Annotated in this window: 27 protein-coding genes and 2 pseudogenes; 10 read left to right on the forward strand and 19 right to left on the reverse strand. The window is 60.3% G+C overall.

Annotation, left to right across the window (positions count from 1 at the left end):
• Nucleotides 1–85: 85 nt before the first annotated feature.
• The 3 genes and pseudogenes from V1290_RS08085 to V1290_RS08095 form a co-directional block, all read right to left on the reverse strand.
• Nucleotides 86–2,480: pseudogene (locus V1290_RS08085) on the reverse strand (xanthine dehydrogenase family protein molybdopterin-binding subunit).
• The gene (locus tag V1290_RS08090; RefSeq protein WP_334363912.1) at nucleotides 2,477–2,962 is read right to left on the reverse strand and encodes a (2Fe-2S)-binding protein; all 486 of its coding nucleotides are present in this window, start codon (nucleotides 2,960–2,962) and stop codon (nucleotides 2,477–2,479) included. Before V1290_RS08090 ends, V1290_RS08085 begins: the two are co-directional and overlap by 4 nt.
• Complete coding sequence (locus tag V1290_RS08095; RefSeq protein ID WP_334363914.1) at nucleotides 2,959–3,840, reverse strand: FAD binding domain-containing protein; 882 nt, start codon at nucleotides 3,838–3,840, stop codon at nucleotides 2,959–2,961. The genes V1290_RS08090 and V1290_RS08095 overlap by 4 nt, the downstream gene beginning before the upstream one ends.
• Before the next feature lie 171 nt (nucleotides 3,841–4,011).
• Between V1290_RS08095 and V1290_RS08100 the strand changes: the two genes are divergently transcribed.
• Both V1290_RS08100 and V1290_RS08105 read left to right on the forward strand, forming a co-directional pair.
• Nucleotides 4,012–5,118 carry an LLM class flavin-dependent oxidoreductase gene (locus tag V1290_RS08100; protein WP_334363915.1) on the forward strand — a complete coding sequence of 369 codons (1,107 nt, stop codon included), beginning with the start codon at nucleotides 4,012–4,014 and terminating at the stop codon, nucleotides 5,116–5,118.
• A gap of 17 nt (nucleotides 5,119–5,135) precedes the next feature.
• Nucleotides 5,136–6,011, forward strand: coding sequence for a polysaccharide deacetylase family protein (locus V1290_RS08105; protein WP_334363916.1), 876 nt, complete (start codon nucleotides 5,136–5,138; stop codon nucleotides 6,009–6,011).
• Nucleotides 6,012–6,063: 52 nt separating this feature from the next.
• Here the strand turns inward: V1290_RS08105 and V1290_RS08110 are convergent, their stop codons facing one another.
• From V1290_RS08110 to V1290_RS08135, 6 genes are all read right to left on the reverse strand, one after another.
• Nucleotides 6,064–6,618 carry a flavin reductase family protein gene (locus tag V1290_RS08110; RefSeq protein ID WP_334363917.1) on the reverse strand — a complete coding sequence of 185 codons (555 nt, stop codon included), beginning with the start codon at nucleotides 6,616–6,618 and terminating at the stop codon, nucleotides 6,064–6,066.
• 10 nt (nucleotides 6,619–6,628) lie between these two features.
• Complete coding sequence (locus V1290_RS08115) at nucleotides 6,629–7,855, reverse strand: acyl-CoA dehydrogenase family protein (RefSeq protein ID WP_334363918.1); 1,227 nt, start codon at nucleotides 7,853–7,855, stop codon at nucleotides 6,629–6,631.
• Between the two features lie 190 nt (nucleotides 7,856–8,045).
• The gene (locus V1290_RS08120) at nucleotides 8,046–8,474 is read right to left on the reverse strand and encodes a GNAT family N-acetyltransferase (protein ID WP_334363919.1); all 429 of its coding nucleotides are present in this window, start codon (nucleotides 8,472–8,474) and stop codon (nucleotides 8,046–8,048) included.
• A 47-nt stretch (nucleotides 8,475–8,521) separates the two neighbouring features.
• Complete coding sequence (locus V1290_RS08125; RefSeq protein WP_442894973.1) at nucleotides 8,522–8,824, reverse strand: hypothetical protein; 303 nt, start codon at nucleotides 8,822–8,824, stop codon at nucleotides 8,522–8,524.
• Nucleotides 8,821–9,102 (reverse strand): hypothetical protein, encoded by a 282-nt coding sequence (locus V1290_RS08130; protein WP_334363920.1) that lies wholly within the window; start codon nucleotides 9,100–9,102, stop codon nucleotides 8,821–8,823. The genes V1290_RS08125 and V1290_RS08130 overlap by 4 nt, the downstream gene beginning before the upstream one ends.
• Nucleotides 9,103–9,264, reverse strand: a complete 162-nt coding sequence (locus V1290_RS08135; RefSeq protein WP_334363921.1) for a hypothetical protein — start codon at nucleotides 9,262–9,264, stop codon at nucleotides 9,103–9,105.
• A 394-nt stretch (nucleotides 9,265–9,658) separates the two neighbouring features.
• Between V1290_RS08135 and V1290_RS08140 the strand changes: the two genes are divergently transcribed.
• Together V1290_RS08140 and V1290_RS08145 are read left to right on the forward strand one after the other, a co-directional pair.
• Entirely contained in the window at nucleotides 9,659–10,372 is a 714-nt protein-coding gene (locus tag V1290_RS08140) for a hypothetical protein (RefSeq protein ID WP_334363922.1), read from the forward strand.
• Between the two features lie 29 nt (nucleotides 10,373–10,401).
• Nucleotides 10,402–10,623 (forward strand): hypothetical protein, encoded by a 222-nt coding sequence (locus V1290_RS08145; RefSeq protein WP_334368965.1) that lies wholly within the window; start codon nucleotides 10,402–10,404, stop codon nucleotides 10,621–10,623.
• An 8-nt stretch (nucleotides 10,624–10,631) separates the two neighbouring features.
• Here V1290_RS08145 and V1290_RS08150 read toward each other — a convergent pair whose 3' ends face one another.
• The gene (locus tag V1290_RS08150; protein WP_057844519.1) at nucleotides 10,632–10,985 is read right to left on the reverse strand and encodes a phasin; all 354 of its coding nucleotides are present in this window, start codon (nucleotides 10,983–10,985) and stop codon (nucleotides 10,632–10,634) included.
• A gap of 285 nt (nucleotides 10,986–11,270) precedes the next feature.
• Here V1290_RS08150 and V1290_RS08155 point away from each other — a divergent pair, with 285 nt between their 5' ends.
• Entirely contained in the window at nucleotides 11,271–11,456 is a 186-nt protein-coding gene (locus V1290_RS08155) for a hypothetical protein (protein WP_334363923.1), read from the forward strand.
• Here V1290_RS08155 and V1290_RS08160 read toward each other — a convergent pair whose 3' ends face one another.
• The 5 genes from V1290_RS08160 to mddA all read right to left on the reverse strand — a co-directional run bounded on the left by V1290_RS08160 (nucleotide 11,457) and on the right by mddA (nucleotide 15,898).
• Nucleotides 11,457–11,663: a hypothetical protein gene (locus tag V1290_RS08160; RefSeq protein ID WP_334363924.1), complete on the reverse strand. Its 207-nt coding sequence runs from the start codon at nucleotides 11,661–11,663 to the stop codon at nucleotides 11,457–11,459.
• Between the two features lie 164 nt (nucleotides 11,664–11,827).
• Nucleotides 11,828–12,961: an alpha-hydroxy acid oxidase gene (locus V1290_RS08165; RefSeq protein WP_334363925.1), complete on the reverse strand. Its 1,134-nt coding sequence runs from the start codon at nucleotides 12,959–12,961 to the stop codon at nucleotides 11,828–11,830.
• A gap of 142 nt (nucleotides 12,962–13,103) precedes the next feature.
• Entirely contained in the window at nucleotides 13,104–14,366 is a 1,263-nt protein-coding gene (locus V1290_RS08170) for a CaiB/BaiF CoA transferase family protein (RefSeq protein WP_334363926.1), read from the reverse strand.
• A 293-nt stretch (nucleotides 14,367–14,659) separates the two neighbouring features.
• A complete protein-coding gene (locus tag V1290_RS08175) occupies nucleotides 14,660–15,082 on the reverse strand; it encodes a GFA family protein (protein WP_334368966.1) in 423 nt (140 codons plus the stop codon).
• A gap of 36 nt (nucleotides 15,083–15,118) precedes the next feature.
• A complete protein-coding gene (gene mddA / locus V1290_RS08180; RefSeq protein WP_334363927.1) occupies nucleotides 15,119–15,898 on the reverse strand; it encodes a methanethiol S-methyltransferase in 780 nt (259 codons plus the stop codon).
• A 143-nt stretch (nucleotides 15,899–16,041) separates the two neighbouring features.
• Between mddA and V1290_RS08185 the strand changes: the two genes are divergently transcribed.
• Nucleotides 16,042–17,598, forward strand: coding sequence for a winged helix-turn-helix domain-containing tetratricopeptide repeat protein (locus V1290_RS08185; RefSeq protein WP_334363928.1), 1,557 nt, complete (start codon nucleotides 16,042–16,044; stop codon nucleotides 17,596–17,598).
• Nucleotides 17,599–17,618: 20 nt separating this feature from the next.
• On the opposite strand, the gene V1290_RS08190 is transcribed toward V1290_RS08185, so the two are convergent.
• Nucleotides 17,619–18,671, reverse strand: coding sequence for a hypothetical protein (locus V1290_RS08190; protein ID WP_442894974.1), 1,053 nt, complete (start codon nucleotides 18,669–18,671; stop codon nucleotides 17,619–17,621).
• A 237-nt stretch (nucleotides 18,672–18,908) separates the two neighbouring features.
• Between V1290_RS08190 and bamA the strand changes: the two genes are divergently transcribed.
• A complete protein-coding gene (gene bamA / locus V1290_RS08195; protein WP_334363929.1) occupies nucleotides 18,909–21,254 on the forward strand; it encodes an outer membrane protein assembly factor BamA in 2,346 nt (781 codons plus the stop codon).
• Here bamA and V1290_RS08200 read toward each other — a convergent pair.
• The 3 genes and pseudogenes from V1290_RS08200 to V1290_RS08210 form a co-directional block, all read right to left on the reverse strand.
• Nucleotides 21,235–21,802: pseudogene (locus tag V1290_RS08200) on the reverse strand (hypothetical protein). The gene bamA and the pseudogene V1290_RS08200 sit on opposite strands and share 20 nt — an antisense overlap.
• A 47-nt stretch (nucleotides 21,803–21,849) precedes the next feature.
• Nucleotides 21,850–22,020 carry a hypothetical protein gene (locus V1290_RS08205; protein WP_334363930.1) on the reverse strand — a complete coding sequence of 57 codons (171 nt, stop codon included), beginning with the start codon at nucleotides 22,018–22,020 and terminating at the stop codon, nucleotides 21,850–21,852.
• A complete protein-coding gene (locus V1290_RS08210) occupies nucleotides 22,017–22,547 on the reverse strand; it encodes a GcrA family cell cycle regulator (RefSeq protein WP_334363931.1) in 531 nt (176 codons plus the stop codon). Before V1290_RS08210 ends, V1290_RS08205 begins: the two co-directional genes overlap by 4 nt.
• A 131-nt stretch (nucleotides 22,548–22,678) precedes the next feature.
• On the opposite strand from V1290_RS08210, the gene V1290_RS08215 reads away from it, so the two are divergent.
• The 3 genes from V1290_RS08215 to V1290_RS08225 all read left to right on the forward strand — a co-directional run bounded on the left by V1290_RS08215 (nucleotide 22,679) and on the right by V1290_RS08225 (nucleotide 25,112).
• Entirely contained in the window at nucleotides 22,679–23,317 is a 639-nt protein-coding gene (locus V1290_RS08215; protein WP_334363932.1) for a S24 family peptidase, read from the forward strand.
• Between the two features lie 166 nt (nucleotides 23,318–23,483).
• Nucleotides 23,484–23,759 (forward strand): hypothetical protein, encoded by a 276-nt coding sequence (locus V1290_RS08220; protein WP_057844512.1) that lies wholly within the window; start codon nucleotides 23,484–23,486, stop codon nucleotides 23,757–23,759.
• Between the two features lie 177 nt (nucleotides 23,760–23,936).
• Nucleotides 23,937–25,112 (forward strand): OpgC domain-containing protein, encoded by a 1,176-nt coding sequence (locus V1290_RS08225; RefSeq protein ID WP_442894975.1) that lies wholly within the window; start codon nucleotides 23,937–23,939, stop codon nucleotides 25,110–25,112.
• Nucleotides 25,113–25,136 lie beyond the last annotated feature (24 nt).

Genomic DNA, 25,136 nt, shown 5'->3' on the forward strand with positions numbered 1-25,136 from the left:
CAGCGTTTTGCGGAGAAGGCCGCAGCGCCGCCCGGCGCGCCATCAACGTCCGCCCTGCCCCCTGATCAAATTTATCGCGGTCGCATTAGATGCGTCCCAAGGCGCTCAGAATAACCTGAGGCGTCAGGGGGATTTCCGTGATGATTGTCCCAAACGGTCTGAGCGCGTCGTTGACCGCATTGGTCACGGCGGCCGCCGCACCTGCCGTGCCGGCTTCCCCTGCACCCTTCGCGCCCAGTTCCGATTCGAGGGTCGGTGAAACCACATGTCCGACGTCGATGTCCGGCATTTCACCGGACATCGGAACGAGATAGTCGGCCATATTTGCGTTGGTGAGTTGGCCACGTTCGTCATACACGCATTTCTCGAATAGCGCGGCGCCAAGCCCCTGCACCACGCCGCCTCTGATCTGCTCATCAACCAGTTGCGGGTTGATGATCGTGCCGCAATCCTCGACCACCCAGTGCTTCAGCAGCTTCACAAAACCCGTATCGGGATCAAGCTCCAGCCATGAGGCCTGAACGCCATTGGTGAAGGCGAAAGGATATTCGCGCGGGACAAAGTGCCTGGTCGCCATCAATTCGGGCTGAATACCCGGCGGCAGCGTGTCGGGGCGGAAATAGACAATTCGCGCGAGATCGCTCAGATCGATCCGCGGCGCGCCATCGACGACATTCACTACCGCGTTGTTGACAATATCGAGTTCGCTTGGCGTCGATTGCAGGACGGCAGCCGCTACGTCGAGGATGTTCTTGCGCAGTATCTTGGCGGCTTGAAGCGCGGCCTCTCCACCGATGCCAGCGCCGCGCGAAGCCCAGGTGCCCCCACCATACGGCGTATTGTCGGTGTCGCCCAGGATTACGCGGACGCGATCCATTGAGACGCCAAGCACGCTTCCGACGATCTGTGCGGTAAGCGATTCCGATCCCTGCCCCTGCTCGGTGATACTTGTTTGGCAGATCACTGACCCCTGCGCATCAAGCCGCACCGCGACACCGTCCTGCGAGGATATCTTCGCACCGCCTACGCCATAAAACGCCGCACTCGGATTGGTAACTTCGATGAAGCTCGCGATGCCGATGCCACGATGGATGTTCCTCACTCGCAGGGCGGCCTGCTCAGCGCGCAAGGCATCGTAGTCCATCATTTGGACGAGCTTGGCGAGCGCCGCATGGTGCGACAACTGCTCGAAGCGCAGACCTGATGGCGAGGCGCAGGGGTAGGCGTCGTCGGCAATCAGATTGCGGCGACGGATTTCAACCGGATCCATGGCAATCTTCATCGCCGCCAGATCGACCAGGCCCTCCGTCACCGAGCAGGCGATCGGATGGCCAACTGCACGGTACTGGCACATCACGTTCTTGTTCTGGAATACGACGCGGGCACGGGCCCGGTAATTTCCGGTCACATAGGGCCCGCCGACGAGATTTGACGACCTGATTGGCCTCGATCGCACTGGTGCGCGGGTACATGGAATAAGGCCCGATGCCCGTAAGATCGTCGATCTCAAATACCATGATGGTGCCATCGCGCTTGACGCCGATCTTTCCCCTGCAGCGATGGTCGCGGGCATGAATATCGGTGTTGAAGCTCTCGACCCGGTCGGCGACGAACTTGACCGGACGCCGCAGGAGTTTGGATAGTGCGTAGGTCGCCATCTCGTCGGCATAGATATGGACCTTGATACCGAAGGAGCCGCCGACGTCCTTGCAGACGACGCGGACCTGTGATTCCTTCAAGCCAAGATGGAGCGCCGCGATATTCTGCACCATATGCGGCGCCTGCGTGCCTTGATAGATGGTCAGCCTGGCTTCCGCGGCGTTCCAGTCTGCCACCACCGCTCGCGGCTCCAGCGTCACGCCGGTGTGCCGTCCGAAAACGAACTCTGCTTCGACCACCTCGTCGGACTCGGCAAAGGCCTGACCGACGGCGCCCGCGTCGTGAATGCGCTCGAACGCCAGATTGTCCCCAAGGGAGGCGTGGATCACAGGCGTTGCCGGATCGAGCGCGGCACGCATATCCGTTACGGCGTGCAGTTCTTCATATTCAACTAAGACATGCTCTGCGGCGTCCTCGGCCTGTGCGCGGCTGGCCGCCACCACGGCAGCGACCGCTTCACCCTGCCAGCACACTCGGTCGACAGCGATCGCACTTTGCGGGGCGGATTTGAGGCCCTTCAGATGCGAAAGCACGCCGACCCACGGCGTGACGACGGTCGATAGCTCCCTGCCTGAAACGACGGCGATGACTCCGGGCATCTGCTTGGCCGCGGTGGTCTCGATGCCAACGATCCTCGCGTGCGCGTGCGGCGACCGTAGGAACACGGCATGCGCCATGCGCGGCAGCTCGATGTCACTGACATAGAGCCCACGTCCCTGCATCAGCCGATCGAGGTTCGGCCGCGGCACTGCCTTCCCGATATACGAGTTCGGCCGATCCAGCACAGAAAGTGTTTGAGGATTTGCCCGCTCCGATGTCATGGCCGGCGTCCCGTGCGCGCCCACGCTGTGCTCTCGATGGCGTCAACGATTGCCTGGTAACCCGTACAGCGACAATAATTGCCGGAAAGATGTTCGCGTATCCGCTCTCGATCCGGACACGGCGATTGCTTCAGCAGATCCTGCGCCGCCATCAGCATTCCCGGCGTGCAGAAACCGCACTGCAGTGCGTTACGCTCCCGGAATGCTGACTGCAAATCGGCAATTTCGCCGCTGTCCGACAGTCCCTCGATCGTCTCGATCGCTGCATTGTGCGTCTGAACCGTGAGCATCAGGCAGGAGCGGACGATGTCGCCGTTGACGCGGACCGTGCATGCCCCACACACGCCATGTTCGCATCCGACATGCGTGCCGGTCAGCTTGAGATGCTCACGAAGAAAATCCGCCAAATTCAGGCGCGGCAGTACATTCGCTGCGACGAGCTCACCATTGACACTCAGCGCAATCGCAACCGCATCAGTCACGCTGATGCTCCCGCACGAAGATCAGGCCGGGCAAGCAGTAACGACACGCAGCGCGTCAACAGAACCTTCGCCAGATGCCGACGCATGGCGGGTGTCGCCTGTTGATCGTCCAGCGGATCGAGTTCATCGTCCAATGCAGAAGCTGCCGCAGACAACACCGCAGGTGTGATGGCGACATCGACCAGCCTGCTGGCAGACTTGGCCAGCAACGGGCGATCGCCGACGGCAAAGAAGCCAAGTCGAAGATCGGCGAAGCGCCTATCCTTGATGGAAGCCTGCGCTGCGAGGCCAACAATGGCGTAATCGCCATGCCGACGGGCGAACTCATGAAAGAAATGGGTCGCGTTCTTTGAAGTCACCGGCAGCTCGACGGCAACCAGCAGTTCCTGCGGAGTAAGCGCGGTTTCGTAGATCCCGATGAAGAACTCGTTTGCCGCAATCCGCCGCTCGCCGCCCGGTCCGCGGGCAATGATGGTAGCGCCAAGCGCAAGCATGCAGGCTGGCAGTTCTGAAGCCGGATCAGCGTGCGCAAGGCTTCCCCCGATCGTGCCGCGATTGCGGATCGCGGGATGGGCGACATGTGCGACCGCATCCTTCAGCAAGGGAGCATGGGCTGCTATTTCGGGGGATTTCAGGAGATCGGCGTGACGTGTCAGCGCACCTACGGTGAGGACGCCTCCCTTAACCGAGAACCCGCGCAACTCGGTCAGCTCGCCAATATCGACAATGAGCTCCGGTGCAACCAGGCGCAGATTCATCGCCGGCACCAGGCTCTGGCCGCCCGACAACACCTTGGCCCGTTCGCCATACGCGGTCAGCAATTCCAGCGCATTGGCGACGCTGGTTGCGCGGGCATAAGCGAAAGCCGAGGCTTTCATTTTTGGCGTGACCTCCCCGGTCAACTATCGGCATTTTCGCGGAATTAGACGGCTGTGATCGCCAAAGGTCAAGTTTGTTGGATGATTATTTCGACTTTGAGCTTGTTTTCGAGCGACGAACGACGCACGTTCTGTGCAAACAAAAAGCCTGCCTTTGGGGAAGAGCGGACCATGAAGCTTGGATTCTTTACGATGCCGATCCATCCTGTCGACAAGGATTGGCGGCTTTCGCTCAAGGAGGATCGAGAGGCTTTCCTGCTGGCCGATGAACTCGGTTTCACCGAAGGCTATGTCGGCGAGCACACTACCGACAGAGCCGAGAACATCACGTCCTGCATCGCATTCATTGCATGGCTCGCCGCGGCAACCAGCAAGATCAAACTTGGCACCGGCACCGTCAACATGCCGAACGCTCATCCGGCAGCGATTGCAGCCTCGATAGCGATGCTCGATCACATGCTCGACGGGCGACTGATCTTCGGCATCAGCCCGGGCGGTCTGCTGTCGGACGCGGAAGTGTTCGGCAATCTCGAGGCGGACAGGAATGCCATGTTCCTGGAGGCGATCAATCAGGTACTTCAGATCTGGGCCAGCGAGCCGCCCTACAATCTGCAAGGTCAATTCTGGAATATATCGGTGCAGAAGACTCTGATCGAAGACATCGGCCAGGGCTTCATTCCGCGCCCACTGCAGCGGCCGCACCCGCCGATCGTGGTCACTGCGGTGGCGCCGTTTTCAAAAGGCGTGACGGAAGCCGCCGCGCGCGGTTGGGAACCAATCTCGGCAAATTTCCTGATGCCGGCCTGGGTGAAGAGCCATTGGCCGAAATATGTGGAGGGATGCGAACGCGCCGGCCGTCCTGCGGATCCAGCGAACTGGCGCGTTGCCAAGAGCGTGTTCGTAGCCAAGGACGCAGCTACCGCAAAGGCTTATGCCACCGATCCAAACGGACCTTATGTCTACTATTATCGCTCGTTGCTTACCAAGCTGAAGCGGAGCGGTCGCATCGAACTGTTCAAGACCCGCCGCGATCAGCCGGACGACGAGGTGACGCTGGAGTCGATCTGCGACAAACTGATCATTCATGGCACGCCGGACAGCGTGACGGATCAACTGCTGGCTTTTCAGGAAGAGACCGGCCCCTTCGGAACGTTGCTGTATGCCGGCAAGGACTGGAGAGATCGCGAACTAGGTCGACAGTCGATGGTCCTGATGGCCGAACAGGTCATGCCGAGGATCAATGCCGGCGCGTCCGGCGATTCCAAAGCCGCCGAATAATCCGCGGGGAGCTTGTCGTGGCACTGAGCGATCGCATTCCCTATCAAGCACAAGTCGACAGGCCGAAGCTCACGCTTCCCGGCGGCAAGAAACTCGCGGTGTGGGTCATCCTCAATGTCGAGGAGTGGCGGATCGAGAACGCGATGCCTCGCACCGTGCTGAGCCCGCCGATGGGCCAGCCGCTATTGCCCGACGTGCCGAACTGGTCCTGGCATGAATACGGGATGCGCGCCGGCTTCTGGCGACAGCTCAAGGCACTGACGGATCGCAAAATACCGGTGACGTTGGCGCTCAATGCCAATGTCTGCAACGCCTACCCACGGGTCGCCTCCGCTGCGCTCGACGCCGGCTTTGAATTCATGGGCCACGGTTTCGTGCAGGGGGCGATGCACAAGGTCGAGAATCAGGCGGATGCCATCAAACGATCGGTCGAGACAATTTCGAAATTTGCAGGCAAGCCGCCGCGATCATGGGAAAGCCCCGGCCTCACCGAGACCGAGGAAACCCTCGATCTGCTGCGCCTCAACGGCATCGAATACGTCGCGGATTGGGTGATCGACGATCTGCCGCAGGACATCGCCACACCCCACGGCACCATCACGACGATCCCCTATTCGGTCGAAACCAACGACATCGTCATCCACGCACTACAGCATCTTTCTTCCGAGCAATTCCTGAAACGCTGCACCGACCAGTTCGATCGGCTGTATCTAGAAGGCGCATCGAACGCGCGGATCATGGCGATCTCAGTTCACCCGTACATCACGGGCGTGCCGCATCGCATCAAGTATCTGGAGGCGTTGCTCGACTATGTTCTGGGTCACGATGGCGTGGCCCTGATGACAGCCAGCGAGATTGGCGACTGGTATCGCGCAGAGATGGCAAAGATCTAGATTTGATGTCTGCCGCAGGATCGTCGAAGGTCCAACGAGCTTCGGCCGTTGCTCATGAGGCCTTACTGTCATCTCCAGCAATGAACCGTCCGAAACTACCGCGCGCAAACAACAAGGGTTCCTGCCGATTATAGGCATAGGCCTCGACGGCGCCGAGGAAGATGATGTGGTCGCCGCCGTAATACCGATTGGCCGCGCGGCATTGGAAATTGGCGACGCAATCGGTCAACACCGGCGCGTTGCCAAGCCCCGGCGTCCAGTTCACGCCGGCGAACTTGTCATCCGACGACTTTGCGAACTGCGACGCCAGCGCCTGCTGGGAAGCTCCGAGAACGTTGACCGCAAAATGGCTGGCGTTCTGGAAGATCGTAAGCCCCTGCGAAAACATCCCGAGACTCCACAACACCAGCGGCGGATTGAGCGATACCGATGCAAAGGAGTTGCAGGTAACGCCATACGGCTTCCCGTCCACGGTCATTGCCGTGACAATGGTGACGCCAGTGGCGAATGTGCCGAGCGCATTGCGAAAATCCCGCGGGTCAATCGCCGAGTTGCCGCTGGCAAGTTCATTGGCCGGATCGGCCGGATGTTTGGGTGCATCAGACATCCGCCGGGCCTCAGAGCGTCAGATTTTCGGACGGCAGGCCAAGCGCCACGCGTCCATAGTTGGTTCCTGCCGCATCAAAATTGAATGCGAGGTGCGAATTCACGGCGTGAGCGTCGCGGAACTGCCGCTGCAACGCGCCTGACGTGAACAGGCTGCGCGCGCCACTTGCAGCGAACAAAAGCGAGACCGCTTCGGTGCAGAGGTTCACTGCGAAGGCGCCATCCCGCCGCAACCTCGTCTTGACCGCAAGACCTGGAATATGGCCGCGCCTCGCGTCGGCCATCGCATCGATGCAGTTCGTACGCATCACGAGGCGAGCCGCATCGATCTTGGCGGACGCCTCCGCGATCTTGATTTGGGTAGTCTGCAGATCGCTGAGTTTGGCCCGATTGTAGGTCGAGGCCCGATGGCGCGCGAATTCGACGTAATCATCGAGACAGGCTTGCGCATTGCCCAAACCCACGCCCGACAATACGTAAGGAAACAGCGAGAATACCGGTAGCGCATAGAGCGCGTTTGGATTGACGGCGCTTCCGGGCGTCGGTCCGCCGGTCAGATCGCTGACTGCGATGGTCATGTTCTCCGCAACGAAGCAATCCTCGACCCATACATCGTTCGACCCGGTACCGCACAGGCCCGTCGCATTCCAGGTGTCGTTGATCCTGTATTCGCTCCGGTTGAGCAGGAATATCCGGTATTCGATACCCTCGGCCTCATCGTCAGAGGACACCACGCCTGCAAGCATGTTCCAGTCGCAGGATTCCACACCCGAGGAGAACGGCCAATGACCGCGCAAGACGTATCCCCCCTCTGCCTTTCTCGCGCGCCCGGCTGGAAAGATGAAGGACGAGGCAATCAACGCATCGGCATTCCTGCTCCAAACCGCGTCCTGCGCATGCTTGTCGAACATGCCCAGCATCCAGTGGTGGCTGGCAAGGTTGGCGAAGTTCCATGCTACTGAAGCATCCGCCTGCGCCAATGCGTCGGAGCAATCGACCAGAGCCACATAGTCAAGCTCGGCACCTCCGACGCGCCTGGGCTGCACGACCCGGAACAAGCCGGCGTCATGCAAATCACGTTCGGTCTCGGGCGGCAGGCGGCGGAGCTCCTCCGTCTTTGAAGCGCGACCGCGCAATTCCGGAATCAAGGCCTTGGCACGTGCAACCATGGCGGCATAGCTGTCCGAGCCCGGCCCCGCGGGTGAACCTGCATCCGGCTTGCGGCCGTGCTCCGCCATGTGTTTCCTCGCCTGCTCCGTTGCGATACGCCGCCCGCGCTTTGCCAGTCTACCGGCTGATGGCCAATGATCAAGGCGGGCGGAGCATGGCTACTCCGCCGCAAGAGGCTGCTCAAAAACGCAAAAAAGCCCGGCGGCCGATGGCCACCGGGCGAGTAGAGGCATTTTGAGGCATGAAAGTGCCAAGCAGCTATTTCATGTCCTTGCGCCAATAAAGCGTGTTCGGCCAGGCCCAGGGATGCGTTGGGCTGAACAGGCGGTAACCCGCGCGGATGAAGTTGTTGGCTGACGAAATGTTATCCGTAGTGTCAGATACGATCGAACACCACCCATTCAGACGTGCACGCGCCTCCATGGCTCGCATCAGGCGCAACTGAAGCCGACGTCCGCAATGCTTGCCCAGCACGCCAACGCGGCAAAAATAGCCCGCTTTGAAAACGTGCGTCGACGGAATGACACCGGCGAAAGCGACAGGCCTGGTTCCGCTAAGCGCAAGCCACCAGTGCCCCTGATCGAATTGCGGAACGGGTGCGGTCTCAAGAAACGTCAACTGATGAAGTTCTGCAAGTGTGTCCGCAATATCGTCCTCGCTCGCGTCAACCTCGCGAATTCGATACATGTCGCACCTGCATCTGAGTTCGTTTATGTGTGCGGCAAGTCAACCGATCATTTTCCGAGCGTCGCCTTGATGCCGAGCCACACGGCACCGACGAATCCCGTTACGATCATCGTGACGACTGCCTTGAAGGTATAGCTCTGCGCCTGCTCGACGCTTCTGCGCCAGCGCCGCAGGTGCTGAAAATCAGCGCGAAGCTCTCTTCGATCGTCCTCGTCGATCCCAAACGAAGTCAGTGTCGTTGCGACGGCTTTGAGAACCACTGCGTCGATATCGTCGTGACGAATCCTTTGCTGTTCGGCCAGCGTCTCGATGACGATGGCCCTGACATCCGCCGCCTGCATCCCGGTCATCGCTTGATAATCCGCGCCACGTTCTCGAAACCTCGCTTGGCGAAATAGACAATGACACGCTCGATCCGGTGGATCAGCTCGAGCGCACCGTCGCCGCTGTTTTCCAGCGGTTGCGTGGCCTTGCCCCAGCCGCGATCGAGGATGGCATTCGCAGCCGAGACACGGGCGGCGGGGGTGGCATCCTTGCTTCGCATGATGCCGACGAGAACGCGGATCGCGGTTCGGGTATGGCTGCGCGCTAAGGATCGGATCTCAAGGAGGGCCCTTGCTTTGCCCATTTAGGCTTCTCGGCTGGCTGGTCCGCCATGCTTGTCTGGAGTTGCATCACAACGGCCGATGGAGGACTCGCGAAGCGCGGTGCGAAAAGCAATCGTCGGAAAATCCGTCTGTACGTCGTCGCGTCGGGGACGCGCGATGAACTGGATGATGTCGGTACTCATGAGAGCTCGTCCGATATTGCGATGACAACGAGACCGACAAGCGCGAGCGATATCAGGCAGGCAGTCATCGGCTTCTCTCCAAAAAGAAATGTGCGGCATGATCGCGGTGTGCAGGCGCAGATCATTTGGGGCGCGAACCTTATCCCGTCGGGGCCGCGTGCGGCGCGCGACGATCCGCGCCGCCGGCCGGCATGTTCGCGCATGCCGGCCAATTGTGATGGAAGGTTCGGACGGCGGCCGCGCTCGTGACGCCCGGGCGGGGCGTTGGGAGTTGCGGGTCGATGTGCGGCCGCCGTCCGATTCGAGAATCCCAAACAAAAAGCCCGCGACGGATTTCTCCGTGCGGGCTTTGCGATTTTCGCGATGATGGCGTTATGCCGGTGATTTGCCCGACATGTCAAATCGATTTCGGCCGGTCAACGAATTGCAGAAAATTCGACAACACGGCCTCGATAGTTTGAAACCGCCCTGGCGGAAACTCGATGAAGCGAAAAGCCCGCCACCGTTTCCGGCGCGGGGGCTCTACGATATTGGCGATGATGTCATCGTGCACCTGATTTGCCCGACACGTCAAGTACCGGAGCCGCGTCAAATCGAACGCAGCAATATCGAAACGAAATCGTTGGCCGTGAATGGTGCAGCCGCGACTCACGCTTTATTGCGGCGCCCGATTAGCCGGGTGAACCGGCTTTGGTACGGGCGGTTCAGGCTCCACCTCAAGCTTCGGTTCGGTTGGCATGACCTGCGCACCGGCCGCCCGTGCAGCTTCGCCGGTCGTGCTGTAATTGGCGATCGTTGGGTGCTGTACTTTCGGCTTGTTCCACGGCCCATGGTCAACGATCAGCATGCCGAGCACGCCGAGAATGGCGACCCCAATCGCAACCTTCAATGGCGCGCCACCGCTTCTGATCAATTGATCTTCAGTCAATTCTTTCGCCATCGGAAAATCCGCGTTGCTTCCCTCTTGCCAAATCAAATCCGGACGATGCCGAAAGTTCCCATCGATCTGCCAGAGGTGATTGGAACAAATGTATTGGCCCCGCATTGTCGGAAACGTCAGCCGTCGGTCGGCGAACGCCAAAGCGATCGAGTGAGTTGCAAATTGTGAATGAAATCTCAGGACCATCCCAGCCCGGCATGGCGGAACGCGCCGTTGATACCGCGACCGATGTGTCACGCACTCTGACAGAAGTGTCCGCCGCGCTGCAGGCCGCGGTCGGCCGGCTAAGCGATGCCGTAACGGCGGCACGGAAGCCGGGAATGCCGCTCTCGACCATCAGCGCGATCACTCGCGAAGCGCCGCTGGCCAGTCTGTTCGTCGCCTTTTTGTTCGGTGTCGCGATCGGACGTCGCCGCTAGCAGGCGCCTCAGAACTTGCCCTTCGTCGAATCCTTTGCGGCGGACATGACGCCGCCGGTTATCTGTCGCATATGTTCGCCGGCGTTGGTGAACTGGCTGCGCAGGAATTCAGACTGGATCTGCATCGCTTCCTGGAGATCGGTCGCATGGACCAGTTTGCGGGCATGCTCGAACGCAGCCTTCATATTCTGTTCGGTAAACGACAGCGCCTGCTTGGAAATTTCCGTACCCGCCCCCGGCATCGACGTCATGGACTTTCCGGCGGCATCGAAGAACATGCCGAACGCCTTTTCTGCCTGATCGATGGTTCTCTCGGCCAGCTCGCGCAGCTCGGCCGGGACTTCGAGTTTCGGTTCGGTCATGGTCGCTTCTCCAATGTCGACATTGGCAGGTTAGCATAATTCCCGGCTGCGTCTGCGCCGTATTAGATCGAGCTCCGATATATGCCAGGGCGGCCGGTGTGGGGCCGGCCCAATTTCAGAGAGACCCCAAGGAATGATTTCCTTCCCTCGCGGCCCGTAGCCGTACGGGTGCGGTGCCCGATTCCAATGGTGGCAACAGTGTGGCATAGTGATTCGGGCTTAGGGATCGGCTGTCGGTGGCGTTGCGTCTCTGGTTTTAAGTCTCTCTTGGGACATGGAGATAAGATGCTGCAAACATTTCGACCGACGCCGACCTGCACGCGCTTTCAAACCAGCATAGAAATGCCGTGCATGAAATGCGGGGCACAGATGCGGCTCGCCGCGATCGAGCCACGCGACCAGAATTACGACGTGCTGACCTACCGCTGCACACCTTGCGATTCCGGCGAGAGCTTCCTGAAGGCGCGCTGATTACGACCTGTTCAGCGCGGCGATTCCCGCCTGCGTTAGCACGATCCCCTCGTCGCGCACTTCGACCAGGCCGAGACCCGTCAATGTTCGCAAGTCTTCGTCGCTGACCGGCGACAGTTTCAGTCGGCGAGCCTGAATGTCCCGCAACGTCCAGCGGAGATCGATAGCCTTCTCGAGGCTAAACTCAGCGAAAGGATCTTCTGCCATTCGCTTCGCTTCCAACTATTGGACCATTGAATCAGATCTGTCGTGGCTGCGGCGCCCCCTGGACGCGCCTGATAATGCGGCAATCGACGTCAGGTTCCCGACGATGCGAAGACAGCATCGACCAAAGGTATTCGCGCTCCGGACCGGCCGCAGCTTTCGGCTCCTCAATAGCGGTAGGGCTCGATGTCCAGCAACGGAAAAGCGCTGAACACGCTGGGTGGATTGGTCGCCGTGGCTGCATGCAGATAGGACTTGTCGAGCTCGCCCAAGCGGGTGACGCCGAGCAGCCCGAGGCAGCGGATCACTTCGTCTTCCAGCAATTCAAGCATCCGCACGATGCCGACCTCGCCTGCGGCCGCGAGTGCCCAGCATTGCAGACGGCCGATGCCGACCAGATCGGCGCCGGAGGCAATCGCCTTTACGATGTCGGTACCGCGGCAGAACGACCCGTCAACCATGATCCTGGCGCGACCGGCAACCGCGTTGACGATTTCCGGCAAGACGTGCATCGCGCCGCGTCCGTGGTCGAGCTGGCGGCCGCCATGGTTCGACACATAGATCCAGTCCACGCCATGATCGAGCGCGATGGCTGCGTCTTCCGCGGTGGCGATGCCCTTGATCACCAGCGGAATTTTATACTTGTCCTTGATCAGCTTCACCGTGCGCCATTCCAGCCCTTTCTGGAAGTCGCCGCCGGTGGCCCGGATACGGCTTTCGCGAACATACCGTTTGGCGATATCGCGCTCGCGCCGGCTGTAATGGGCGGTGTCAACCGTCAGGCAAAAGGCGGCATAACCATTCTCGATAGAACGGCTGACAACGTCTTCGACAAAGGCGTCGTCGCCGCGGACATAGAGCTGATAGATACGCAATGCGCCGGGTGCGGCTTTGGCCGTCGCTTCCAGCCCCGGCTCGGACACCGAGCTCAACATGTGAGCGGCGCCGAACTGCCCTGCTCCGCGCGCGACCGCGGCGCCTGAATCGGGATCGAAAATCTCCAGCGCGCCGACCGGCGCAATCATGACAGGCAAACGCAGACGGCGGCCGAAAACCTCGGTCGAGGGGTCGACTTCCACGACATTGCGCAATACCCGAGGCCGGAACGCAATCTCGTCGAGCGCCATGCGGTTGCGACGCATGGTGGTCTCCGTTTCGGAGGCCCCGACGATATAGTCCCATGCGTTCTGGTTGAGGCGAGCGCGCGCTTTCCGGACGAATTCGTGGAGATTCTGGAATTCTTCGCCGCTGGCGCCGAGCTCGACATTTCTCGCCGACCGTATGGGGGTCCCGTCGTTCATGATGTTTCTCTCCCGCTTTGGCAGCACATTAGCCGCAGAAGAACGGAAAAAGCTACCGCTTTGAATGGGTTAGGCGTGGTGCAAACGCAGAGATGTCATTCGTTTGCGAGATACGTCGGCATAGAACGAGGATCAGCGCCGCTCAAGCCGCGTTACCCGTTTTCCCGAAAGCCCCCGCCTCGGCCAGAGCCGCAATACGTCGCTCATCGTATCCGAGCGTCTTTTGGAGCACCTCTTTGGTATGCTCACCCAGCAGCGGCGCCGCCACGGGATCGACGGTTGGCGTCAAGCTCATCTGCAACGGCGTTTCAATATTGGGGACGACGCCCGCGGTCGGATGCGGGATCCGGCTGAGGCGATGACGGTCGCGCACTTCCGGCGCGTTGAATCCTTCCTCTACAGTGCGCAGATAGCCAACCGGTATGTTGGCCTTCTTCATCTTCGCCATCCAGTTCTCAAGACTGTCTGTCGCAAAGACACCGGCGATGATGGCACGCAACTTTTCTCTGTTGGCAGTTCGGTTTTTCCTGTGCGCGAACTCGGGATCCGTGACGAGATCCGGCCGTTCAAGCACGTCCACTACAAGCCGGCGGTAGAGCCGATCATTGGCGCAGGCCATGTAAAGCGGTCCATCGGATGCCTGATAGACGCCGACGGTGGGCGAGCCGTTCGGCGAATTTCCGAAGCGGCCCGGGTTCGCGCCACTGATGAGATAGGCCATGCCATAGAAACCGGTCATCGACACGGCGGTATCGATCAGCGCGATCTCGACCTGCTGGCCGCGGCCGAGCCGGTCGCGGGCGATCAGCGCCAGCAGGATTGCGTTGCATGCCGACATGCCCGTCGCCATGTCGACGATCGGCGGACCGGTCCGCACCGGTTCCCCATCCGGAAAGCCGTTCAGCGACATGAAGCCGCTTTCGGCCTGCGTGATCGGATCGAAGCCCGGACGCAACGCGAACTCACCCTTGCGGCCATAGGCCGAGATCGAGCAATAGATCAACCGCGGGTTGGTCGGCGCGACGGAGGCATAGTCGAGGCCGAACTTCTTCATCACGCCGCCGGAGAAATTCTCCACCACGACATCCGCTTTCGCGATCAGTTCGCGAGCGACCTCGAGCGCCGCAGGATTGTTGAAATCGAGCGTGATGCCGCGCTTGTTGCGATTGAGGCTGAGGAAGGCCGCGCTCTCGCCGCCGATTTCCGCATGTTCATAGTGGCGGGTATCGTCGCCGCCATCGGGGTTTTCGATCTTGATCACCTCGGCACCGAAATCGGCCAACGTTTGCGTACAGGCCGGACCGGCAACGACCCTGGTGAAGTCGACGACCAGTAGACCGTCCAGTGCGGTCGGTACGCCCTTTGCGCGCGGCGTTCGCTCCGGCAATTGCGGTCTGGCAGTCATTTCCGGCATTTCCTCTTGTTTATTTTGCCTGGCGAAATGAAGGTTTTCGCCTCGACTTCAAGGCTTTCTTACCGGAACCGGATGGGCAACGCCAAACCCCGATTTTGCAGGGCGGGACCTGCCGCTGACATAGCTCTCAGGGCGAAAGACAGACGTGCAGCGTTGCCCGACCGTGACGGGCACCCAAAGGCCGCCGCCCGCCCCCGGATCGGGTCCGGGAGACGGGCGGCGTCTTATCGATGAGAGGCGCAGCGAACAGCGTCCGCGGAGTCGTTACGAAAACGCCGCTTCGCCTACTCGGCAATCATTTCACCAGAGCCGCCAAACTCAGCCGGGAAATCTTTCAGTTTTGGCAACCCATCCCGCATTGGCAGCACCGTCTCGGCGTAGTTGATGTGCACGCCGGGCGTGAAAGGTAGCGTCGGAAGGGTTGCGGCAAAGACATCGACCAGCCCGAGCGTCGGGTGGTTTGTCATCAGATGACCGCCGCATTCCGCACAGTACTTGCGCTGGCTCATCGGCGTCTTCTCGAACGTCGAAACATGTTGCGCACCTGCCGTGATCCGTACTGCATCCGGCTTCCACAGCGTGAACGCATTCACGGGTCCTCCGGACCACGAACGACAGGAACGGCAATGACAATAGCCCATTCCTTCCGGCGCCCCCGTGACCTGGACTTCAACCACACCGCAAAAACAGCTTCCAGTATGCTTCATCATTCTCCGTCTCCTATCCAGCCACTTGAAAAGTGGTTAGGTTGGTTTGTGCCATGGAAACAGCATAGAAACGCGCTCTCGATAACGGCGATATTCGTCGCCGAACATGCCGACGAGGTCGCGTTCCTCAAGCATTATACCAATAAAGATGTAGGCTGTGGTCACCGCTGCGAACAGCAGATGCCCGGCGCTCATCGTCGGGGCCGCCCAGAACGCGATGATGAAGCCGAGATAGATCGGGTGCCGGACAAACCGGTAGAAGAACGGCGTCCGGAAGACTGGTGCCGGCATCTCGCGGCCGACGAGATTGTTGGCGACCTGATGCAATCCGAACAGTTCGAAATGATTGATCAGGAAGGTGCTCGTGAACACGATGATCCAACCCACGAATGACAGCGTCGCGATCACCATGGCCATTTCAGGCTCTTGGACATTCCAGATGACGGCCGGTATCGGACGCCATTGCCAGAACAGCAACAGAAGCGTCAGGCTTGCACACAGCACATAAGTGCTGCGCTCGACAGATCTCGGAATAAACCGCGTCCACCAGTGTTTGAACGATTGACGTGCCATGACGCTATGTTGAATGGCAAATAGCGACATCAGCCCGAGATTGACGACAATTGCCTCGAGTATCCCCGATTTCGCGCCGGTATCGATCGTCTTCGGCACCGCGAGGCCCGACACGAACCCGATGGCGTAGAGAATCGTGAACAGAAATGTGAGATAGGCCACACATCCGTATAGAAATGCAGTGAATCTTAGCACTCGAATACCCGGCATCGCCGGGCCGAGGGTGGTTTGAGTTTCCGTCATGAAATTGGCTCCGCTCCGGGCAATGGGATTGGAACTCCCGATTTTGGCAGGATGCGCGTAGAACGGCGACAGGTCTTTGCCTGACGCTTGATCTCTTCATGAGACGGACTTGATTGTTTCTTGAGAACAGATGCGACGGGCAAGTGAGATTCAACTTCGATAATCACATCCTGGACACTGATCGTCGCGAGCTGCACCGTGGCGGCGATCTGGTTGCGATGCAGCCGCAAGTATTCGACTTGCTGGTTCACCTGCTGAAGCACCGCGATCGCGTGGTCAGCCGGGATGATCTCATTGCACTGGTGTGGGGTGGGCGGATCGTCTCGGACTCCACGCTGGACAGCCGGATCAACGCTGCCCGCAATGCGATCGGCGACAACGGAAAGGAACAGAGACTCATCCGCACCATTCCCCGCAAAGGGGTTCGCTTCGTCGGCGACGTGAATGGGCCGTACAATGCACAGGTCACACTGCCAATAGAGGCAGAACAGCCACCTGCGGGACTCGCGCTGCCCGACCGGCCGGCGATAGCTGTGCTGCCGTTCGATAATATGAGCGGCGACCAGGAGCAGGAGTATTTCTCCGACGGAATTAGCGAGGACATCATCACTGCGTTGTCGAAATTGCGCTGGTTCTTCGTGATCGCGCGCAACTCGTCATTCACCTACAAAGGCAAGCCGGTGCATATGAGGCAGGTCGCTGCCGAGCTTGGCGTGCGCTACGTAGTCGAAGGCAGTGTGCGAAGAAGCGGCGACCGCGTACGCATCACCGCGCAGCTCAACGACACGGCAACCGGCAGCCACATCTGGGCGGAGCATTACGATCGGGACCTGACCGACGTATTCGCGGTACAGGACGAGATCACGGACGCCATTGTCACCGCGATCGAGCCGCAGATTTACGCCGCGGAGAATTTTCGCAGCCGGCGCAAGCCGCCCAACAGCATCGATGCATGGGACCTGGTGATGCGGGCGCTGTCGCATCACTGGCGTGTAACGCAACCCGACAGCCTCGCCGCGCGAGCGCTGCTGGAACGCGCCATTGCGCTCGATCCGGACTATGGCCAGGCGCTGGCGCTGTTCGCGACCAACCATATGTTCGGCGTGCATCTGGGCTGGACGGATCTTGCAACCGCAGCACCCGTCGCCGAGCAGGCAGCATTGGCGGCGATTGCCGCCGACAGCGAGGATGCCTGGGCCCATACGGCCCTCGGCAGCGTGTATTTCTCCACGCGCCGGCTCGACCATTCGCTGGCCGAATTCGAACTGGCGCTCCAGCTCAACCCGAACTTCTCCCTCGCGCAGGGATATTATGCGCTGGGGCTATCCTATACCGGGCGATGGATGGACGCTTATGCGGCGACACAACGCGCCATCCGCCAGAGTCCCCGCGATCCTTCTTCCGCGATTTATTACGGCGTTGCCGCCTACGCCCAGTTCGTGGGACGGAACTATCAGGAAGCCATTGCACTGGCGCGCGAGGCGACGCGTCAGCGTGGCGACCTCACCGGCGCCTATCGGGTGCTGACGGTCGCCGCCGGCATGACCGGCCAGATCGAACTCGCGCGCGCTGCGCTGCAGGAATTGCGCCGGACCCAGCCGAATATCTCGCTCGCCTGGATCGCAACGCAGTTACCCTGGAAGCTCGATGCCGATCGCGAGCACTATCTCGAAGGCTTTCGCCGCGCCGGCTTGGAATGAGCTTCCGCGACCGGCCTCGATTACTGCTGCTTTTCCCAGAACGACAGCAATCCCTGCGAGGCCGAGCCTCCGATCACGCAGGGAATGCCGACTGCGACTTGCCCTAACGCAGCCGCAGAGACGCAACCGAGCGCAACCGCGCCGACGCCGACCTGACCCCAGAAGCTGAGATCGCGGCGGGTATCGGAGCCCTTGGTCTTGAGTTCATCCACGGCGGCCAGGGCATCCTTGCGGAGAGCAGCGATCTGCACTGTGTCCGCCGCCTCAACCACTTCGGTAAGCGGTGCCTTGACTGCCGCCGGTTGCCTTGCAAGTTCACTACGGAGATATTCGCGCAAACTTGCATCACGAATCGCGTAGCTTGCCAGCGTATAGCGCGCCATGCTTCCGACCGTCAGCTTGTCGATCGTGTCGCGGCTTTTGCTCCATGGCAGCATCTGGATAATGCGCTGGATCGGGGCATGCGAGCCGGTTGCAAAATAGTAGCCCCACAGCGTGTCCAGCAAATCCTGGTTGCTTGCCAACGTGAGCGTCGTGTTCAGCTTGCGCTCTTCCTTGGCAAACGGATTCTTGGTGAAGGCGCCGCGCAACTTGTCCATCATGCCGGGCTTTACTTCTTCCAGCGGGATGTCGGTCAAGGTCGGCAGCTTGCCCGCCAGATAGCTGTCGATCATGACCCGCCTGCCCGGCATTCGTGGCGCGACCCGGCGCAAAACGTTTCTCCAGTCGGGCAGCCCCGAATAGGCGATGGCGCGGACGATCACCCATTCGTCTTCCGGCCGAACGGGGAAGAAACTGGCAATGAGTTGCTCGGCCTTGGCGGGGTTGGAGCCAATCGCACCGGCGATAAAGCCCAGGTAAATGCCGGCGTTCTCCGGCTCCTTGAATGTTTGCGAGTGAAACAGCACCCGCACGGCTGCGGGGACATGTGCATAGTCTGGCTTGGCGCGGTAGTTATAGATCCACTGCTGGACTACCCCAAGCGAGGCGCGCGGATCGACCTCCGGCGCCTTCTCTGCGAGCGCGGGCTGAATCAGCATGAGCGCAGCGGCAATGAAGGCGACATATCGCATGTGATGCTCCTGCGAGCGTCGATGCCTGCGCGGTTCCTGCGCGAGCGTCCGAGGCTCTCTCGATGGCGAAGCATGAAGCGTGCATTGCGACAATTCTGAGAAAATCGGCATTAACAGAAGGCGTCTAAATTGTGGCGCATCGCGAAAAACTCGCCCGCAACTCACCTTATCCCAGACATTTTTTCGCCCCGCGCCGGCAATTCGATCTCAGCCGATTAACTGGGAGTCCGGCGGGACGTGGAGATCAGACGCATCACGCAGCGCAACCGACCGCTCCGATCGGGGGTGGCCGTTTGCCGGCTTGCCGGCGCCCTCGGCTTGATTTTCGTGACGCCGGTCGTCACCGAAGCCGCGCCGCCATCGCAAGATACGATAATCGTCGAAGGCACCCGCCGCGTCGACGCCGAGACCGTGCGCTCACACTTTCACGCAAGCCCTGATGGGCATTTCGATGACGCTGCGCGTGATGCGGCGCTGAAAGCACTGATCGCAACCGGCCTGTTCGAGAAAGTTTCCATCGAACGCGCCGGTGATCGGCTTGTCGTGCATGTGTCCGAAGCGCCTGTACTCGACCGCGTCGCATTCGAAGGCAACAGGAAAGTCAAGGACACCGACCTCGCCGCCGCCATCGAATCCAAGCCGCGCGGCTCGCTGCAACGCGCCACGGTGCAGTCGGACGTCGGCCGCATCATCGAGGCCTACCGGCGTGTCGGTCGCGCCGAGGTCAGCGTCGATCCGCAAATCATCGACCGCGGCAACGGCCGGGTCGACCTCATCTATGCCGTAACGGAGGGCGCAAAGACTCCGGTACGGCGGATCGATTTCACGGGCAACAAGGCCTTCGGCAAGCGACAGCTCAGCGCCGTAATCAAGACCTCCGCCACCCATATGCTGAGTTTTCTGACCGGCGGTAACGTCTACGATCCCGACCGAGTCGCGCAAGATCAGGAACAGCTACGGCTTTACTACCGCAGCAAAGGTTACGCCGATGTCAGCGTCTCATCGGCAAAGGCGGAGTATGATCCGGCGGCGAAGGGGTTCACGCTGAACTTCGCAATCGACGAAGGCCCGCTTTATCACTTCCGGGAAGTCAGCGTCGCCTGCAACGTTCCGGGAATGGACTGCGACAAGCTTCGTGGCCTTCCCACCGCCCATCCAGGCGCGGTGTTCGACGGCAACGCCCTGGACAAGACCACGGAGCTGCTGGCGATCGAAATGGCAAAGCTCGGCTATCCCTTTGCCCAGGCGACGCCGCAACTCACCCGTGATTCCGCAGCGCAACGCATCGACGTTACCTTCGTGATCGAACAGGGGCCTCGAGCCTATGTCGAGCGGATCGAAATTCACGGCAACACGCGGACCCGCGACTACGTGATCCGACGCGAATTCGATATCGCCGAAGGCGATCCATACAACAAGACATTGATAGATCGGGCCGAACGGCGCCTGAAAAACTTGAACTACTTCAAGACGGTGAAAATATCGAACCGGCCGGGCTCGGCGCCGGATCATGTCATCCTCGATGTCGAGGCGGTTGACCAGGCAACCGGTGATTTCAACATCGCTGGCGGCTACTCGACTGTCGATGGTGCGCTCGTCGAGGTCAAAGTGGGCGAGCGAAATTTCTACGGCACGGGCAAGAATGTGCAGGCCACCTTCACGTACGGCCAATATGCGCGCGGCATCAACCTGGCCGCGTCCGAACCGTATTTTCTCGGCACCAAGGTCGCCGCGGGAATCGAACTTTTCGGTCGCCAGAACGACGCCAATAGCTACCAATCCTACGGCAGCAACACCTACGGCGCGAGGCTGCAACTGGGCACGCCGATCAACGAGGAGCTCGGCGTACAGTGGCGCTACTCGATCTACAATCAGAACATCACGCTATCGCCGAACAGCTCCGGCCTGACGCCCTCGTTGGCCGTCCGGCAGGCGGCCGCCGCCGGCCCGACCTGGGTCTCCGCCCCCGGCAGTACGACGACCTACAGTACGCTCGACAACACAAAGAGCCCGACCAGCGGAATCAGATCGCAGCTCAGCCAGGATCTGGCCGGACTGGGTGGAGACGTAAAATTCCTGAAGACCACGGAAGACGTGCGCTATTACAAATCGCTCAGTAGCGACCTGGTCGGCATGGTGCGCGCCCAGGGCGGCTACGTTACAGGTTGGGGCGGCCAGCAGGTGCCGCTGATGAACAATTTCTTCGGCGGCCCGACCATGGTGCGAGGCTTTGCCCCGAACGGATTCGGCCCACGCGATCTCACGCCCGGCACCACGATGGATAATGTCGGCGGCAGCGCCTATTGGGCAACGACCGCCGAACTGCAGAGCGCGATTCCCGGCGTACCCAACGAATACGGCCTCCGGGCCACGGCCTTCGTCGACGCCGGCAGCGTATTCCGCTACAGCGGGTCGACGGCATCGCTTCAGGTCGCCAACAAGAATGTCGTACGCTCGTCAGTCGGTGCCGGCCTGACCTGGGCCTCGCCATTCGGCGCCTTGACCGTCGACTATGCCGTACCGTTGACGAAGGCAGCTTATGACGTGGTGCAGCCTCTGCGCTTCAGCGCGGGAGGGTTTTGACCGGAACGGGATGCTCCGTCGCGAACCCGTACAACAGCGCCAACCGGTCGAGGCATTCGCGCAATCGCCTTGAAAAATAGTCATGCCATCGCTTGGTGCGCAGTCCCCTCCGCTCGCCGACCTGTTCCATGGTCATTCCCTGGACCAGGACGTCATGCACCAGCGCCGAGCCGTCCGCCCCAAGTTCGCGCTCGGCACGGTTCAACCGCAGCACGGCCTTGCGTTGACCCTCGGTGATCGGCTCGCGTCGCTGCCCGCCATCGACATGTTCCCGGCTCGGATCGACCGCGCGTGGGCCGCGCTCCGCCTTCTCCCTGGAACGCCCTCCCCGCCTGATACTGCGCCTCGTCGATCTGCCGGTGGGAATGTAACCGAGCGAGAGGGTCGTTGCGAATCGAACGCAAGGCAACGATCTTCTCGCCCGGCTCCAACGCCAGCGGGTTGTCGACCGCGACGGTTGCGACTTCGGCATTGCGCAACAAATCGCGCGACCTTCGGTCATGCGCCTTGGCGGGATTGTACGGCTTTCGGCGTTTAGCTCTCGGCATCTGATATGCTCCTTGAAAACAGTGAATTTCGGTATCGACCCGGAGTTCTATTCGGTTGATGCGCTTGATATCTCGTCGCACAGCAGTTCGGACAATGCATCCCGCCGGCCGCAGCCCTCCGGCTGAAGTCCGATCAGCGCACGCTGGTGAGCGATCCGGTGGCGACGCGGCAGCCGTTTCAACCTGTCGGCCACGCATGTGACTGCAGCGTTCGTCATGCTGTCTCCAACATCCGCAGCAAAGCGCTCACCGCGTGTTCGGACGGCACGACCGGGTTGCGACTCAGATGAAAATGCGGCGTGCAGTAGGCCGAACCCGGGCGGCGCGGATGACCGCAGAAAGTAATGACATCACTCTCCTCATCGTCGCCATAGGGATAACGGCAGTCACCACTCTCCAGCTCGGTCAGGGAGACATGCCGTGGCTCGATCGCCGCGCAACGCAGCTTGAGCGGCTTGATCTCCTTAAACAACGGTACCGGCCAGACAAGGGCAGACACCCTGGACGCGCTGGCACGAGGTTCTCCAATGTCGTGCAGGTCCGCCGGCTTGGTGGGCATAGACGGTTGCAGGCGATCGTCAGCGCCTAGTCCTAGGCGCCGTGCGCGCCCGAGCGCTGCACTGCGAGTGTAGAAGGTACTGAATCGTGAATTGATCGCTCGCGCGGCCTCCGAATAGCTCATGCCTTTGGCAAGAAATTCCCGCAGCGCGTCCGAGTGCTCGGGCGCCCAGTTCGACAGTTCCATCTTGTTGTCCTTGCTCTTGTCAACGCCGCCCGACGCCGGCAATTAATTTCTGATATTCCGAAATGAAAGTCAAGGCTTGATTTCTGATAATCGGAATTGCTATTGTTTCTGAAATTCGGAAAGGTGTGATCATGCTGGACATCAGGTTGATCGAGCGAGGCCTGGAGAAGCCGGGCAAGACCAAGGGCGGATTGGCCGCCGCGATGGGCGTTCGTCCCGGCGCGGTTTCCGAAATCCTGTCCGGGATTCGGCTGATCAAGGCGTCTGAAATCGCGCCGATCATCGAATACCTCGAACTGAATTCGGTGCCGATCATGGGTCGGGTGGGCGCCGGCGCTTCGATCGAGCCGGAACATGAGCAGGTGCCGCCGGAGGGCCTCGGTGAAGTCGAACTGCCCTTTCCGATCGCGGAAGAAACCATTGCCTTCGAGGTGGCCGGCGATTCCATGCTGCCAAAGTACGAAAATGGCGACGTTATCGTCGTCTATCGCCAGCAGCGCCATCCGCTGTCGAGCTTCTACGGCGAGGAAGCCGCGGTCCGCCTGAAGACCGGCGAGCGATATCTGAAGACGATCGAGCGCGGAAAATCCCCAGCGTCGGTCAACCTGACGAGCTTCAATGCCAAGCCGATCACCGGCGTAAAGCTGGAATGGATCGGCGAGATCTGCGTCACCCTGCCGAGGGGCCAGATCGAACGATTGCGCAACAAGGCGGCGGCCCGCTCGCGCAAGGCAGCAAGGGCGACCGGCGGACGCGCGCTGGAAAAGTAATCAAGGCAGCTTGCGACTTCCGAATCAACAAATCCTGCTAAGGTGTGACCGCCTCGCGACCTCGCCCAATTTCTGTTTTTCGGAATTTTTGCTTGACTTATTTCCGATTTTCAGAAATACTCTTTCTCGTAGATTCCGGCGCGCGGGATAAGGTCAGATCGCCAACATGCAATATTTCGTCGTGATGATCGACTACGGCCGCCGCGGTCGCGAGGCCATCGTCGATCCGGAAATCACAAGGCGCGAGGTCATCTCCCGGGTGGCGTCGGGCGAGTATAAGAATATCAGCTTCATCCACGAAATCGCAGATTGCTCGGTCGAGGACATCACGGCCGATATTCTGAGCGAGGCGGCCCTTCCCGACATCGGCGCGACGGGCGCCGATCTGCAGGCCAGCCATTTCGATCACATCCGCGATCTGCGCAAGCACGAGAGAGCGTGATCACGTTCGGTCACGCTATTCCCTCAAAACATTGTGATTACCGGGCGGGCTTTAATCGCCGACAACTTGCTTAATTATTCTTCACGCAAAGTCTATTCCGACGGCGCGGACGATCGCACTAGATTCGCGATTCGATTCCTCCGACATGTAAAGTCTTAGCCAAAAATGCATCCGTCAATGAAGGCCGAGCTCGCCGCGCGCGACCGCGATTTCCGACTCTGTCTCCTGCTTGGTATTGCGGCCTGGTTTCTCTTTCTGGATCATGTCCCGCACAATGCGGTGAGCCTGCTGACCATGCGCAATTTCGGCTTCAGCGGCGCCACCGATCTGTTTGTATTCATCGGCGGCTACACGGCCGCGATCCTCTATGGAAAGATGATGCTGGAGCGCGGTTTCGTGGTGTCGGCGACCCGCATTTTCAAGCGCCTGTGGCAGCTTTACGCCGCTTACGTCGTTTTGTTCGTGATCTATATCGAACTGATCGGATATGTCGCGCGCAGATCCCGCGCCCCCGAACTCATCGGCGAGTTCAATGTTACGGGGATCGTCGACCACGCGATCCGGACGCTGATTCACGGCCTGCTGCTTCAGGCCAAGCCGCTCAATCTCGACGTGCTGCAACTGTTCATCGTGCTGATGGCGTTCTTTCCGATCGTGCTGTTCGGCGTGATGCGGCGACCGAACCTTACGCTCGCCGGATCGATTGGTCTCTACTTCGCATCCCGCCTGCTCGACTGGAATCTGTCTTCGTTTCCGGACGGACGCTGGCATCTCAACCCGTTCTCCTGGCAGCTCCTGTTCGTGCTCGGCGCCTGGTTTGCGCTAGGCGGTGCCAGACAGGTGCACGCCATACGCACCCTTCAGGGCCTCGCAATCCTGCGCACCGCGGCATGGCTGTACCTGCTCTTTGCGCTGGTCGTCACCGTTGCAGGGAAGTTTCCGCAAGCTGGAATTGTGCCGGATTTCCTGCGCGACGCCTTTCCTTCCAACGATGAGGAGAACCTTGCCCCCTATAGGGTGCTTCATTTCCTGGCGCTGGCCTTTCTCTTTACCTACATGGTGCCGCGGAGCTGGCGCGGATTCCGATGGCAGGCGCTACAGCCGATCATGAAGTGCGGCCAGGAATGGCTGGCCGTGTTCTGCGCCGGGGTATTTCTCTCGTTTGCCGCGCATCTCGTCCTGATCACGGGCCCGAATTCGCTTGCCCTGCATGTCCTGGTCAGCTTCGCCGGGATTTCGATCATGACAGCCGTCGCCTACTATGTGTCGTGGTCCAAACAGCAGGATCACAAGCCCGCATTCCGGACCCGGGCAATGACGGAGCTGCCGAAGGAAGGCCGGTTCGCGAAGTAGTTCGCGCCGGCATCTTGCCTTCCG

The sequence above is a fragment of the Bradyrhizobium sp. AZCC 1578 genome (assembly GCF_036924675.1).
In the GTDB taxonomy this organism is placed as follows: Bacteria; Pseudomonadota; Alphaproteobacteria; order Rhizobiales; family Xanthobacteraceae; genus Bradyrhizobium.